Annotated in this window: 12 protein-coding genes; 7 read left to right on the forward strand and 5 right to left on the reverse strand. The window is 50.7% G+C overall.

Annotated features, from left to right (window positions below):
* Positions 1-32 precede the first annotated feature (32 nt).
* Positions 33-2,582 (reverse strand): glycoside hydrolase family 2 protein, encoded by a 2,550-nt coding sequence (locus tag PAT3040_RS01460; protein WP_108991247.1) that lies wholly within the window; start codon positions 2,580-2,582, stop codon positions 33-35.
* 141 nt (positions 2,583-2,723) lie between these two features.
* On the opposite strand from PAT3040_RS01460, the gene PAT3040_RS01465 reads away from it, so the two are divergent.
* A complete protein-coding gene (locus tag PAT3040_RS01465; protein ID WP_181376388.1) occupies positions 2,724-3,785 on the forward strand; it encodes a LacI family DNA-binding transcriptional regulator in 1,062 nt (353 codons plus the stop codon).
* A gap of 10 nt (positions 3,786-3,795) precedes the next feature.
* Here PAT3040_RS01465 and PAT3040_RS01470 read toward each other — a convergent pair whose 3' ends face one another.
* A complete protein-coding gene (locus PAT3040_RS01470; RefSeq protein WP_108991249.1) occupies positions 3,796-4,620 on the reverse strand; it encodes a S1 family peptidase in 825 nt (274 codons plus the stop codon).
* A gap of 117 nt (positions 4,621-4,737) precedes the next feature.
* Between PAT3040_RS01470 and PAT3040_RS01475 the strand changes: the two genes are divergently transcribed.
* From PAT3040_RS01475 to PAT3040_RS01495, 6 genes are all read left to right on the forward strand, one after another.
* Positions 4,738-6,273 (forward strand): AraC family transcriptional regulator, encoded by a 1,536-nt coding sequence (locus PAT3040_RS01475; protein WP_108991250.1) that lies wholly within the window; start codon positions 4,738-4,740, stop codon positions 6,271-6,273.
* 144 nt (positions 6,274-6,417) lie between these two features.
* On the forward strand, positions 6,418-6,549 hold the full coding sequence (locus PAT3040_RS38295; protein WP_258234781.1) for a hypothetical protein: 132 nt from the start codon (positions 6,418-6,420) through the stop codon (positions 6,547-6,549).
* 10 nt (positions 6,550-6,559) lie between these two features.
* Positions 6,560-7,516 (forward strand): ABC transporter permease, encoded by a 957-nt coding sequence (locus PAT3040_RS01480; protein ID WP_108991251.1) that lies wholly within the window; start codon positions 6,560-6,562, stop codon positions 7,514-7,516.
* Complete coding sequence (locus tag PAT3040_RS01485; protein WP_108991252.1) at positions 7,503-8,459, forward strand: iron chelate uptake ABC transporter family permease subunit; 957 nt, start codon at positions 7,503-7,505, stop codon at positions 8,457-8,459. The genes PAT3040_RS01480 and PAT3040_RS01485 overlap by 14 nt, the downstream gene beginning before the upstream one ends.
* A complete protein-coding gene (locus PAT3040_RS01490; protein ID WP_108991253.1) occupies positions 8,456-9,217 on the forward strand; it encodes an iron ABC transporter ATP-binding protein in 762 nt (253 codons plus the stop codon). The genes PAT3040_RS01485 and PAT3040_RS01490 overlap by 4 nt, the downstream gene beginning before the upstream one ends.
* 146 nt (positions 9,218-9,363) lie before the next feature.
* Positions 9,364-10,416, forward strand: a complete 1,053-nt coding sequence (locus PAT3040_RS01495; protein ID WP_108991256.1) for a siderophore ABC transporter substrate-binding protein — start codon at positions 9,364-9,366, stop codon at positions 10,414-10,416.
* Between the two features lie 154 nt (positions 10,417-10,570).
* Here PAT3040_RS01495 and PAT3040_RS01500 read toward each other — a convergent pair whose 3' ends face one another.
* The 3 genes from PAT3040_RS01500 to PAT3040_RS36675 form a co-directional block, all read right to left on the reverse strand.
* Positions 10,571-12,262 carry an alkaline phosphatase gene (locus PAT3040_RS01500; RefSeq protein ID WP_258234782.1) on the reverse strand — a complete coding sequence of 564 codons (1,692 nt, stop codon included), beginning with the start codon at positions 12,260-12,262 and terminating at the stop codon, positions 10,571-10,573.
* Between the two features lie 106 nt (positions 12,263-12,368).
* Positions 12,369-12,959, reverse strand: coding sequence for a YkoP family protein (locus tag PAT3040_RS01505; protein WP_373863918.1), 591 nt, complete (start codon positions 12,957-12,959; stop codon positions 12,369-12,371).
* Positions 12,960-13,716: 757 nt separating this feature from the next.
* Positions 13,717-13,960: sensor histidine kinase (locus PAT3040_RS36675; protein WP_373863917.1), on the reverse strand; the 244-nt coding region annotated here is incomplete at its 5' end.

Consider the following 13,960-nt stretch of genomic DNA (forward strand, 5'->3'; position numbering starts at 1 on the left):
GTGAACACGGAGAGCCTTTTCTTTTTTTCGCCTTAATTCCAAGCGTGCAGCTCGATCTCCCGTTTTTCTTGAGCCCCGGCAATCGAATAGTATGGAACGGTCTTGGACTCTCCTGGCAACAACTCGAAGTAATTGTCCGAGAACACATACTCTCCATGCAGCATAACCGAGTGAGCATAGCGATTTGCGGTGACGATCAATGTGCCGCCCCCTTCTGCGTCCGTCCTCTTTGCGATGCGCGCTTCGGATGGCGCAAGCTGCAGCTCCGCAGGCCGTCCCGTAAACCATACGGAACGGTCAGTGCCGAATGCTCCTTCGATTTCCATAACAAGAACATGACGATTGTCCAAGTACGATCTCAGCTCGGCATCATCAAACGTCGCTGCCGCCGCCGAAGAACCCGGAGCAACAGCGAATTCAAACTCGCTGGACCACATTGCCTTATCGGTTGCTTCCGCATCCAGAGAAAGTACGAACAATCGGCCGATTCCGTTTGATTGCTCCAGTCGTTCATTGCATACCCAACATAGGATGGAACCGTTCGTCCGATCCCGCTCCACCGAAGCGATTACCGGTTTGGAGGCAGCCTTTATTCCATAGTAGCCGCCTTTCGGATAACCATAGTAATCAACCAAACTCCAGCCGCTGGCCGACCAACAGTCGTTGTACATCCAAAAGAGCAGTCCGCCTGTATAGAAACGGTTGCGCCGATAAGATTCTACGACGATTTGGGTTAGTTCCCGCTGCACGAACGACATGCGGCGAATGCGCTCGACTATATTATCCGTGGACGGAGTCAGCTTTTCTCCCAGCAGCTCCAACGCTTTGAATAATGAAAAATCCGTTAGGCCGGGATGGTTTTTTGTATGATATTCAATCATTTTGAAAGTCGGGTCTTGCAATTGCTCCTCGCTCATAAAGCGCCGCATAGAATGAATTTCCGGCGTTCCGAACATCGGAAACTCCGGGCAAAACCGGCTTATAAACGATGAGAAATAGTCGCGGTAATCATCCATGTCATGCGTTCGCAAATATTCGATCATCTCCAACATAATACCGGTCACATGAGACGTGCCGACCGTAAATGAGAGGTTGGGCGAGCCGCCAAACGGACTGCTCGGCATAAACGGCCTTGACGGATCCAATTCCGCACATAATCGTCCCGTAATCGTCTCTGCTACTTTCCTTCCCGGATATGCCGGGTTTTCTTCGTCATAGAACATCGCATTTTCGTTATCCCCGTTCCACCACACGAGGCTCGGATGATTTCGCAGCGCACGGATTCCCGTTTCCGCCTCGGCGCGAAGCGAACGGGTCCATTCTTCATCGTCTTCCGGATATTTGCCGCACGCCATCAAAAAGTCTTGACTGACGAGCAAGCCAAGCCGATCGCATTCCGACCAAAATATTTCCGGTTCGATGATGCCGCCGCCCCAACAGCGAATCATTGTAAAGTGACTGTCTCGAGCAAGCCGCAGCAAATGCGCGTAGTGTTTTTCATCCACTCGGGACGGAAACGGATCGACCGGCACCCAGTTTGCGCCATTGCAATAGATCTCCCGGCCGTTTACCAGCAGACTGAAGCTGCTGCCGGGGCGATCACCGTTGTGATCCCACAGCGAAAATTGTTCGCGCAACCGCGTTGTCATCTCAGCCTCGCGGCTTCCAGGCGCATCTTGCAATTGCTGGATTCTCACCGTGCGAACGCCAAATTGAACAACACGTGTTTGCAGTGCGCGGCCTGAGGCCGTTCGAATCGTCGTCTCAACCGTATACAGCGGCTGATCGCCGTAGCCTGCCGGCCACCACAGCTCAGGCTCCCGCAAAGAGGCTGTAAGCTCCAGCTTGTCTCCAAAGATCGGCTTGTCGGCTTGCCAGACGACATTTCCTCGTGGATCACGCATCGTCGCCTCGGCGCGCAGCGGTTCGCTGAGGCGACGGCCGACTTCGAGGCAGTAACGAATGGCAGCGCCGCTTGCGTCTAAAGACTGCGTATAGACGTACACGTCGGCAATAGTAGCAGCAGGCTCGAACGCCAGACGAACCGGCCTCCATATGCCGTAGCTTACGAATCGGTTAACCCAATCCCAACCGAATGTGCATTGCATGCGCCGGACATACACGCGCTCATTCGTAAATGCCGCTTCATAATTGCCGTATGGTTTGCCCTTTAGCGCCTCATCGACGGTAGAAAAGACGACCTCCAGCTCATTTCTCCCTGTTCGCAATACCCCTGCAACTTCAAAGCGATAGTTCACAAACATATTGTCCGTGCGCCCGAGCCGTATTCCGTTTAAATAGATGGCGGCGTAAGTATCTACTCCTTCGAAATGAAGCACAGGATACCCTTCCGGAATACGCTCCAATTCGAAAGTCTTTTTGTACTTCCACTGCATCGATTCGATCCACTGGCATTCTTCCGCGTTGTAACCCACCCTTGGATCGGCGATAATACCCCCCAGTTGCAAGTCATGATGCACGTGGCCTGGAACCAGCGCCTCGACCGTAACGGGTTCCCGTTGTCCAGTGGCATCGCTCCCCGTCAGTTCCCATTGTCCTCCGAGATTTATCGTCTCCGACATACCCGATCCCCTCTTCACTTCAAGATATCCTTATGTTAATATAATTAATTTTAATTTAACTAAAAATGATATACAAACATTAATTTTAGTTAATTTATGATATAATGAATGCAAAGATTCCCTCAGATCGGAGACGAAGAGATGAAAAAAAGAAAAAAAATTACATTGCAAGATATCGCGCAAAAGCTGGGACTATCTACCGCTGCCGTTTCCAAAGCGTTAAGCGGCCATCCGGGAATCGGCGAACAAACCCGCCGGGAAGTGGAGGAAACCGCCGCGATGCTCGGGTACGATAAAAGAAGAAAGCGGAGCGGTCTGTCCGCTAACGACGAATCAGAGGAACAACTTGTTGTTCTGCTCGTCGTCGAACGGCACAATTTGACCGATCCGCATTTCACTTCTGTTTATTTGTCCCTCGATCGCGAATTAAAAGCCGGCGGCTGCCGACTCGATCTGCTTCCGGTCGACCTGGCAACGGACACGCCATCAGAATTGAGACTGCCCGCTGTCAAACCGCATGTGAACTTGCTGTTTGGCTTAATCCCGGAGGGAATTGCGGCTAAGCTGATTCAATCCGGCATACCGTCAATCGCCTTCGACAATGAATATCATCTTGCCCCGCATATCGATTCGATCGGCGCAAACGATTATGCCGGCGCCTATTTAGCCGTGCGCCATTTGTTCGAAAACGGACATCGCCATATCGGTTTCATCGGGGATCATAACCTTTCGCCAAGCTTCTGCCAGCGCGGTCACGGCTTCCTGGACGCTATGCGCCGTTTCGGACTGCCGATAGACGAACGATGCATCATAAATTTGCAGCTGCGAAACGCCGATGGGAGCATTAATTTGGATAGCATTCACGAATCGCTCCTGCTGGAGCATATGCCGACGGCCTTCTTTTGCGCAAATGACCCGATCGCCTTTCACGTAAGCCAAAAGCTGGTCGCGCGCGGAATCGACGTTCCCGGCCAAGTGTCCTTAATCGGTTTCGACAATTTGGAAGCGGCCAAGTGGAATGCACCGCCGCTGACCACGATACATTTTCCAAGGGAAAATGTAGGTATACTCGTCATGGAGATGATTCGCCGCCGCCTGGCCGAGCCTAATGGCACTACCATTCGTACACTGCTCAATCCGCATCTCGTCGTTCGACAGTCGGTTGCCATGCGGCCTCAATCTTCACATCAGTCCGATCATTAAACGTCAGAGCCTAATCCTCTTCCGGCGGCAGCAGTTCTCGCAGCAAGCTCTCGAAGTCGGCGACCGGCACGGCCAAACCGGCCCGTATCATTTGGTCTTGGTGCGGGATATCGGTAGTGGCGTAAACGACGGCGATGGCTTTGCCATGCTCGTTGATGACGGGAGAGCCGCTATTGCCGCCATAAATCGGCGCATCAAGGGCCAGGACCGGCTGGTGACGGCCTTGAATCGGAACCAAGCCGATTACAGCGCCTTCTATGGCGATTTGCGTAAAAAACAGCGGATTGCCAATCACGTTGATAGGATCGCCAGGCTCCCATTGCTTTTGATTCCGCTCCATTTCAATAAACGGCAGCTGTTGATTCCCGATGTCCACCTTCAGTATGGCGATATCCAGATCGGGGTCGCTGCCCGACAGCTCCGCTTTATAACTCTGGCTATGCTCCGGAAATTTCACTATGATATAGCCGTTGTCTTCGATTACATGATAGTTTGTCACGATATATCCGCCGTTAATGTGAAATCCCGTGCCTTTGCCATTGTCCGTGCTGACTAAGACAACCGCTTCTTTATAGCTTTGGATTTCTGTCTGGCTGGATAATTCCTTCGACTTGAACAAGAGGGGCAGCGTCTTCATGTTGTAGATTTGCGGCCAAAATGCCAATATATTGCCGACCAGAGCGGCCACCAGCAGAAAAATGATCGTATTTCTGATCCACTTGCGCCGCGTGGCAGATGAACCTCCGTCATCTTCCTCCTCTTCCGACTCAAAGTCCCACTCCTCGTCCTCATATGGGTTGTGATCCTCTTTGTTGTGATTCGGATGATTTTCCATGCGTATCCCCCCTACTCGCCGTTGCCTTGTCCCGTTATTGTAACATCAATCCCGCAGCGATTTGGTTAAAAAAATAAAAGGCGGTACAATTGGGAAAACGACACTTCCTTTAGGAGGATGAACGATATTTCTGGATCGCAAGCAACAGCTTTACTTTCATTCCTGCAATCCGAATCCTTTATTCTGAAGGAGGGGGAACGGGTAGACATTGACTGTGGACGTACTTCGGCGTTCGGCTTCGTGCTGCGGGAGAGCGTGCATTGCCTTGCCGAAAATGAAGCCGCCCTGTTCGAGGCAGCGGCGGATGAATGGTTTTATGTCCCGCATCTTTCCGGGTTCTCGGTTCGCAATCGGGAGGTAGGCACGGCCGAGGTGCTGATTATCCGATTTGAAGAGTCCGGAGCGCTCGCGCTGGGGGAGCAAAGAACTTACTCTTGCCGTCTGCCGCACTCCCGCATGTGGGCCGAGGCGTTCGCGGCGGCGGTTGACATTCCCTTCGAGTCGTTGCCGGACGTAACGCGGCTTACGCTGCAGTCGCATCTCTACGCGTTGACAGCCGCTTGGCTGCTGCGGTCGAAGGAGAACGAAGCGGACGGCGCCAAAGCGTTGCTCCGACTGATGGAGAGGACGTACCGCCTGATCGGCAATCGTTTCAACGAGCCGCTGAACCTGGAAGAGATGGCTCGCGAATCAGGAGTCGCTGCAAGTCGATTTTATCAAGCGTTCAAGGAGTATACGGGTTTCACTCCTCACAAGTGGATCACCGCTACGCGTCTTAACGCGTCGTTATCCCTGCTGTCCAATTCGCCTGCCTCGATTATGGATGTGGCACATTCCGTAGGGTACGCCGACGAGTTGTACTTCAGCAGGGTGTTCAAGAAGCATATGGGGTTATCTCCTACGGAATATGTGGCCCGCGCAAACCGACGTATCGCAAATTTATGTCCGGTGTTCGAAGGGGATTTCAAGGCGCTTGGCATTACGCCCGCCTTCTCGCCGCCAAGGGGCTGGACCGAGCGTTGGCAAGAGCTGATGCCGAGACTTCGGGACGCTCAGCCGGACATCATCTTTACGCAGCCGGTGTCGGAGGAAATTTTATTGGAGCTGCAACGCATTGCACCGGTCGAGATGATTATCTGGAAAAATTCGAATCTTTCCTGGAGGGATCGGCTTTACCGCATCGGGCAATTGCTGGAGCTCTCCGGCGTCGCGGACCACTGGCTTACGCAATTCAAGCTGAAGGCAGCTAACGCCCGAAGACTTGTCCGGCTCGTGCTCGGCAGTACCCCTTTCCTCATTGTATCCGCACATTCGAGCGGGTATCGCGTATACGGCCGGCTAGCGAAAAAAATGAGCGATCTGTTCTACGACGCGTTGGGCCTGACATCTCCTGCTGCAGTGCAGCAGATCCGAATTCTCGACACCGAACGGCTGGAGGACATTTCTACGCTTTGCGACAATGCGCTGCTGCTCGTCCCCGACACCTTCTCCGAGCGGCAAGAGAGCAAGCTGATAGCAGACTGGAATATCCTGCATCCAAACCGGGCAGAATGTCTGATTATCCGCCATCCGGCGCCGTCCTTATATAACGCATCGTTTTACGGCGGTCTTGTGGACGAGACGGTGAGCCGGCTGATGGAGGACGAAAAATAATCGCGCAAAAGAAAAATCCATCCCGGCGAAAGGGAAAATCCATTCCTCGGCGTAGAAAAAGATGTAGAATAGGAAATGGTGATAATGATTATCACTAACGAGAAGTCGCGTTTTTGGACATAGAGGTAAGGAGAATGAGAACGTATGGCATTAACAGATATAATGAAACATTGGCGTTCTGCCCATAAGTTCCAGGATACGCCCGGAGAAAAAATCGCAGGCAGCCTCCATGCCGGTTATCCGGCAGCACTGCTGCTCACGGTAATCGAGAGCTGAAGAGCCGCTCATGAGACTATGGATTGTCATTGTCGCCGCGGTCTTGCTGTCCTTCGTATCCTTATTTCTCGGCGCTATCGATATTAAGATTAGTGATCTTGTCAATGGAGATACAGATAAGATTGATATTTTCTTAGTTAGCCGGGTGCCTCGTTTGATGGCCATCATTTTGGCTGGAGCCGGCATGAGCATAGCGGGCTTGATTATGCAGTCCCTGAGCCGCAATAAGTTTGTATCTCCTACGACTGCAGGCACATTGGATGCAGCCAAGCTAGGCATTTTAATATCCATGCTGTTTTTTACGAATGTCACCTACACGGGGCAGATTTTATTTTCATTTGCATTTGCTTTGGCGGGGACCTTCGTCTTTATGCAGATCCTGGATCGAATTAAATTCAAGGATGTCATTTTCGTTCCGCTCATCGGCATTATGTACGGGAATATCTTATCGTCCATCACGACGTTTTTCGCTTACGAGGCCGATCTTCTCCAAAATATTTCGGCTTGGCTGATGGGCAGCTTTACCCTTGTTATTTCCGGCAGATATGAGCTGTTATATATAAGTGTTCCAGCTCTTGTTCTAGCTTATCTGTATGCGAACAAGTTTACGGTAGCGGGCATGGGCGAGGATTTCGCAAAAAACTTGGGCTTAAGCTACAAGGCCGTCATGAACATAGGTCTGGTATTAGTGGCCATCATCTCCACAACGGTGGTGCTGACTGTCGGAGTTATTCCGTTCCTGGGTTTGATCGTTCCGAACATTGTGTCGCTCTATCTAGGCGATAACTTGCGCAAAACGATCCCACACACTGCGGCGATGGGCGTCGTTTTTCTGCTCGTTTGCGATATTATCGGGCGGATCGTGATCCATCCTTATGAAATCCCGGTTAATGTAACGGTTGCGGTGATAGGCAGTGCGATCTTCTTAGTGATGTTGATTAGGGGGAGAGCATATGCCAAAAAATAGTATGAAGCTTGTTATTCTCGCGATATTATCGATCGTCTGCATCTTGTTATACGCGTTTTATGATATCAAGGGCGGCTTTGATTACGCTTTTCCCAGACGGATGCTTCGTATTGCGGCTATGGTCGTAACGGCAATCGCGATTGCCTACTCTACCGTCGTATTCCAAACCATCACGCGGAACCGGATATTGACGCCATCGGTGATGGGCCTTGATTCCATGTACGAAGTGGTGCAAACGTTCATTTATTTTTTTGCGGGCTCCTTATCCGTTTGGGTCCTCAACAAGTATTTGAATTTTGGCGCCGCAATAGCTGTCATGGTGTTGTTTGCGCTGATTTTGTACCGGTTTTTATTCCGGGCCGATAAACATCCGATTTATTTGCTGCTGTTGATCGGGATGATTTTAGGCACGCTGCTGGGCAGTTTCGTCACTTTCCTGCAGGTGCTGATCGATCCGGTCGATTATTTGAGCCTGCAAAATCGATTATTCGGCAATTTCATGAATGTGAAGAAGGATCTTCTGTACATTTCCGTTGCCATCTTGTTTATCGCGTTTATTTACGGATACAGGATCATGGATAAGCTGGATGTCATGTCGCTCGGTCGGGAAAATGCAATGAATTTGGGCATTCCCTATGACCGGATGGTCATGAATATTTTAATCCTCTCCTCCGTGTTGATTGCAACCTCGACCGCGCTCGTGGGACCGATCACCTTCTTTGGACTCATTGTAGCGAATTTGGCTTATCAATATTTAGTGACGTACAGGCACTCTATTCTCATCCTGGGAGCCAGCTTGATTGGTATTGTCGCGCTGGTGGGAGGACAATTCCTCGTCGAGCATATTTTCGAATTGAAGACGACGCTTAGCGTCATCATCAACTTTATCGGCGGGATTTATTTCATCTACTTATTACTTAAAGAAAGCAGGGCAGCGGGATGATCGAGATCAAGGGTTTAACCAAGTTGTTCGGCAAAAAGCCGGTTGTAGAGGATGTTTCCATTACGATTGAACCGGGTACGATTACTTCGTTCATAGGCCCGAACGGCGCCGGTAAATCCACGCTGCTCTCTATGGTGAGCCGGTTATTAGATGCGGATACGGGAGAAGTATTGCTGGATCGCAACAATGTTAAGAAGTGGAACTCCAGCGAATTCGCCAAACGGGTTTCCATTTTGAAGCAGGCCAATCATATCAATGTCCGATTAACGGTACGAGAGCTTGTCGCATTCGGACGATATCCGTATTCCAAGGGACGGCTGACCTCGGCAGACGAACAGTTTGTGGATCAAGCGATCGCTTATATGAATCTCGGCGAAATGCAGGATAAATTTCTGGATGAATTGTCGGGCGGCCAGAAACAGCGGGCTTTTATCGCCATGGTCATTGCTCAGGATACTGAATATATTCTTCTCGATGAGCCGCTTAACAATCTGGATATGAAACATTCCGTGCAAATCATGAAGATTCTTCGCAATCTTGTAGATGAGCTGGGGAAAACCGTCATTATCGTGCTGCACGATATTAATTTCGCCTCCGTTTATTCCGACCGTATTGTGGCGCTCAAAAATGGCCGTTTGGTCAAGGACGGCCCGACGCACGAGATTATTAAGACGGATTCGCTGCGAGATATCTTCGATATGGATATTCCGATTCAAGATCAAAACGGATGCCGAATCTGCGTCTATTTTAATTCCTAGACGCAAGAGAAGCGGCGGATGCGTAGCCGTAGTTCTAGTGACCATCGAGTGGATTCCTACTTTTCGCGCACCCTTTTTTTGGATGATATTGATAATTGATATCAATTATTTTATATAAAATGAAAAACAAGGAGAGATTCGTAATGATGAAAAAATGGAAATTGGTAAGTGCAATCACGGTGATGTCGCTTATGCTGGCAGCCTGTGGCGGAGGTAACAATAATGAGGCCGATCAGAACGCCTCAGGCGGTTCTGCCGCAAGCAATCCGCCTGTTACAGAACAGCCGCCTGCCGACAATGACGCATCGGCTCCCGCATATCCCATGACGATTAGCTCAACCATTGCTTCTACAGAGAACGAAGAAAAAGGAACAATCGCATTCCCGGACGTAACGTTCGAGAAGATGCCCGAAAAAATCGTCGTATTCGATTACGGGTTCCTGGATACATTAGATGCGCTCGGCGTAGAAGGCGTCGTAGGTCTCGCCAAGGATTCCAGCTTGCCGGCTCATCTCGAACATTTTTCGGGAGACGAGTATACGAATATCGGCACGCTAAAAACGCCTTTGTTCGAGGACATCGCCGAACTGGACCCGGACGTTATCTTTATCTCCGGCCGTCAATCCACCTTTTATGAGGAACTGAAAGAAATTGCGGATGTCGTATTTGTCGGAACACAGCAAAACGACTACTGGAACACCTTCCTGGCTTCCGTAGACATCGCAGCTAAGATGTTTGGCAAGGAAGCAGAGGCTGCCGAGTATCTTGCCAAATTCGACGAAGCCCTGAAAAACATTAATACGTTAGCCGGCAATTATGAAACATCATTGGTTACCATGTATAACGAAGGAAATCTGTCCGGCTTCGCCTCCAACTCCCGCTTCGGCTACATGTATGAAGTATACGGCTTTAAGCCGGTGACGGACGATATCGAAGCTTCTTCCCATGGCTCCAACTTCGGCTTTGAAGCCGTACTCGAGTTCAACCCGGAAGTGCTTCTCGTCATTGACCGTACCGCGGCAACGGCGGGCAATACATCGAATATCGAGGCCGACATGGAGAACGCGATTATTAAGAAAACAAAAGCGTATCAAAACAACCGCATCGTTTACCTTGATGGTCCGCTCTGGTACCTGGGCGGCGGCGGCTTGCAATCCGAGCTTGCCAAAATCGAAGAAGTATTGGCTGAACTGAAATAATAACAACGCAAACAAAGCTGCTCCGAAGTTATGAATCTACTTCTGGGGCAGCTTTTTAATTTGCTTGCCACAACCTTATTAGCGGTTGTCCTGCAAAGCCTCGATACGCTGACTAATGGAGATGCAACTCGGGAGAATCAGTCCCGGACCGTCATCACTCGGTTCTTCTCTTCTCCAGCTTCTCCATAAATGACTCTTCGTTGTCGAACAAGTCGACGCCCATGAGATAAGAGAGGATGCGCGGCAGGTCGATATTGTCGATCAGGCCTACGAATTCCCCGGAGCCTGCGCCGTATGCGTACACCGGCAGCTCTTCGCCCGTATGGTTGCGGGAGCCCCAGCTGATGAGCGCATGCGCGGATACGACCGTACCGATCTCATTCGTCAGCGTCGTGTTGTTGTTCCAGTTGACGCTCGTCAGATAAGCTACGTCTTCGTCAGTAAGCTCGAAGCCGACGATCGGCTCAACCACTTGCTTTACGTCGACAAGATAAGCGGTTGTCTCTTCGGGCTTATCCGCCGTTGTGCCGACTGCAGCTTGCAGCCCGATCAAACCGGCGATGGAATCAAGAGCGATATACGAGGTTCCCTTCTCGATAAACAGATCGGCATCCAGCGTCTGGGAGCCTGCCACGATCTTCTTGTCGCCGAGATCGACACGGAAGGAAGCCCCACCGATAGAAACGTCTGCTGCAAAAGCCTGCGCATGGTAGGTCAGCTCGCCGTCCAGCTCCGCTACGATGTCGCGCACCGGAACGTAGTAGCTGCCGTCCACAACCTTGGCGTTTTCGATGCCGACAGTCTGGGCCTCTTCTTTGAGGGTGCCCAGGACCGCATTGGAGCTGCCTTTGGCATTTTTAAGAACTTCGATATTCTCCTTGTAGCCGCCTGGCGTATTGCCGATGTTCATACCGCCAGTCTCGTGATCGCCGACAACGACAACCAGCGTATTTTTGTCCTTCTTCGCGAACTCAAGGGCTACGTCCACCGCTGCCTCGAATGCAAGCATATCCGTAATCAAAGCAGTCGGATCGTTGGCATGGCCGGCCCAGTCGATTTGGCTGCCCTCTACCATAAGGAAGAAGCCGTCTTGATCCTGGCTAAGCGTCTCTACCGCCAGCTCCGTCATTTCCGACAAGCTTGGGACATTGACCTTATCGCGGTCGATATCGTATTTCATGTCGCTCATGGCGAACAGCCCCAGAACTTTATCCGATGTTACGTCATCGAGTTCACTTCTGTTGGTGATATAATCGTAGCCTGCCGCTTCCGCCTCGGCAACAAGATTACGTTCTGGCTGCTGGCCGCCTTCCGCCTGCGGCAAAAACATATCGCGTCCGCCGCCCAGAATGACGTCGACATTATTGATGTATTCCGTCGCAAGGGCAACTTCGTTGCCTCGGCTCGGATCATGAGCTGTAAATACGGCCGGCGTGGCGTGAGTGATACGAGACGTAGCAACGAGGCCAGTCGACTTGCCTTTGTCTCTTGCGGCGTCCAGAATGGACTCAGGCCGTTTGCCGTCCGGAGTTACCGCGATAACGCCATTGTTTGTTTTGTAACCGGTCGCCATTGCCGTGCCGGCCGCTGCGGAATCCGTAATGTTCGTGTCGTTGGAATATGTTTTCATAAGACCCTTCGCGTAACGCTCGAAGGATAGCTCTTCCCCTTTGTAAATACGCGTTGCTGTCAGATAGCTGATCCCCATACCGTCGGGAATCATAAGAATGACGTTTTTCGTGCTCCCTTTGTCCGCCGCGTGGGCAACCCCCGCCAGACTGCCGAACAGTAGAGAAGCTGCGATCATCACTTTGCTTGCTGTTTTGCCGTTGAAATTACGTAACATGGTTATTAATTCCTCCCTTTGTACAGATAGGTACAATATAGAGGAACAATATTAACGGGTTATTATCGAATTAATAATGTTTGATAAAGATCCATCGTTCCGCTTCCTATCCTATCTTGCGCCCGCCAGATAAAAAACGATTTTTTAGCGAGGCCCGAGTATGAATCAGCATCATGGGTATTAATGCTTCCGTTTTTCGGGCGACGCGCCTTTGGCCATCCGGATGCATGGCTGTTAACAGCAATCGAAGATAGGCCGTTGTCATCTGCCGAAACACCCCGTATTTCAACGCCTGCTGCTCGAAACCCAAGCCATGTGTCAGCCCCCGATGGAGCAAAGTAATGCCAACCAAAGCTTTTACCTCTCGAAATTCGGGCTGATCCTCAAACGCTTCGCTGATTTGCATCATCGATCTTCGGGCAAGCCGCGCTGTTTTAAGCGCCGCGCGGTCCGGGCCCTCGGCTTTAATCAACGCCAATATCGTATCGTTATTAAGATGAAGCTCCCCGATCATATCTCCGTCATGAATGAGTGTGGAATCTTGACATAGAATGCTGCTTCCCCGATGTCGTTTTATCATAACGGTACATATGCCAAAATGCGTAGTATGCAAGCTGCGAAAGCGTAAAACCCATCCAAAACCTCGTTCCCAGACCATCCAAACGGACTGCATCATGGATTTGCCAAAGCCGACCATCATAAAAAACATCTCCTGTTTTAGATTGAACGAATCATTCTGTCATGCGCAATCCGATGATTTCATTATAGCTGTACATAGAAACAACCCGAACGGACTGAGGTATAGAATTAGACTACGACTTTAGGCGGAGCAGGCATAGGGGCTGCCACGTTCGTACAACCCATCCTAACGGACATGCACGACATAATTGGCATCATCATAGCTCAAAATTGGCTCCATTTCGACCCAAAAGTGTCTTTCCTATCTGTTAGATTTGTCAGAGGTTAAAAATCGGATAAATAGCGTCGCTGGAGAGGCTGTCTATTAATTATGCAAAGGTGAAATTGCGAGCAAGTGTCCCGTAAGAAATGAACGGGAGCAACTGTAGCGGAAATGAAAGGCGTTATTTCAGCAAAAACGCGGCACTTCGCAGATCTAAAGGAACTGACAGCCCTTACGATGGGCAAAAGTCCGCGGTTCGCCTGGATTTCTCACGAACAACGTCGAGGAGTTCCGTTAGATTTTAATATCACGCCAAACGATCCCTATAAGGGCCCTCATTTCCGCTAACAGGTTGGCGATGATGGATTGCAGCTTCATTTCCAGTTTTGCACACAATGAATCGACGGCCTCACAGATGACGCTATTCTTCGATCGGCGCTGGTGTCTGTAACAAAAAAACTCGCCTTCTCTCACCTAAAACGCAAGATAAAGCGAGCTTTTCCCAAAGAAAAACCGCCAGACGGACGGCCTCCTCCGCTACTTCGGTGCCGGTCTATTGAAGGGGACACGTAATGACGACCTGAGTGCCGATCCCCGGACGGCTAAACAGTGTGACGCCGTATTCGGGACCGTAAGCCAACTGGATGCGTTCATGCACGTTGCCAATGCCGTAGCCGGCTTCCTTGTCTCTGCGCATAATGTCCGCGGCTCGTTCGGGCGACATGCCCGCGCCGTCGTCCACCACCTCGAAGCGGATCGCGTCGCCGAGCCGGGACAGCCGAATGACGATGTTCAGC

The organism is Paenibacillus agaridevorans (assembly GCF_003112455.1).
Classification (GTDB): Bacteria; Bacillota; Bacilli; order Paenibacillales; family Paenibacillaceae; genus Pristimantibacillus; species Pristimantibacillus agaridevorans.

Excerpts from the sequence above, each read along its gene's own strand:
- PAT3040_RS38295 (WP_258234781.1), top strand. The coding sequence starts at position 6,418 with ATGGCATTAACAGATATAATGAAACATTGGCGTTCTGCCCATAAGTTC.
- PAT3040_RS01495 (WP_108991256.1), top strand. The coding sequence starts at position 9,364 with ATGAAAAAATGGAAATTGGTAAGTGCAATCACGGTGATGTCGCTTATG.
- PAT3040_RS01475 (WP_108991250.1), top strand. The coding sequence starts at position 4,738 with ATGAACGATATTTCTGGATCGCAAGCAACAGCTTTACTTTCATTCCTG.
- PAT3040_RS01505 (WP_373863918.1), bottom strand. The coding sequence starts at position 12,959 with ATGGTCGGCTTTGGCAAATCCATGATGCAGTCCGTTTGGATGGTCTGG.
- PAT3040_RS01490 (WP_108991253.1), top strand. The coding sequence starts at position 8,456 with ATGATCGAGATCAAGGGTTTAACCAAGTTGTTCGGCAAAAAGCCGGTT.
- PAT3040_RS01480 (WP_108991251.1), top strand. The coding sequence starts at position 6,560 with ATGAGACTATGGATTGTCATTGTCGCCGCGGTCTTGCTGTCCTTCGTA.
- PAT3040_RS01485 (WP_108991252.1), top strand. The coding sequence starts at position 7,503 with ATGCCAAAAAATAGTATGAAGCTTGTTATTCTCGCGATATTATCGATC.
- PAT3040_RS01470 (WP_108991249.1), bottom strand. The coding sequence starts at position 4,620 with ATGGAAAATCATCCGAATCACAACAAAGAGGATCACAACCCATATGAG.
- PAT3040_RS01500 (WP_258234782.1), bottom strand. The coding sequence starts at position 12,262 with ATGTTACGTAATTTCAACGGCAAAACAGCAAGCAAAGTGATGATCGCA.
- PAT3040_RS01465 (WP_181376388.1), top strand. The coding sequence starts at position 2,724 with ATGAAAAAAAGAAAAAAAATTACATTGCAAGATATCGCGCAAAAGCTG.
- PAT3040_RS01460 (WP_108991247.1), bottom strand. The coding sequence starts at position 2,582 with ATGTCGGAGACGATAAATCTCGGAGGACAATGGGAACTGACGGGGAGC.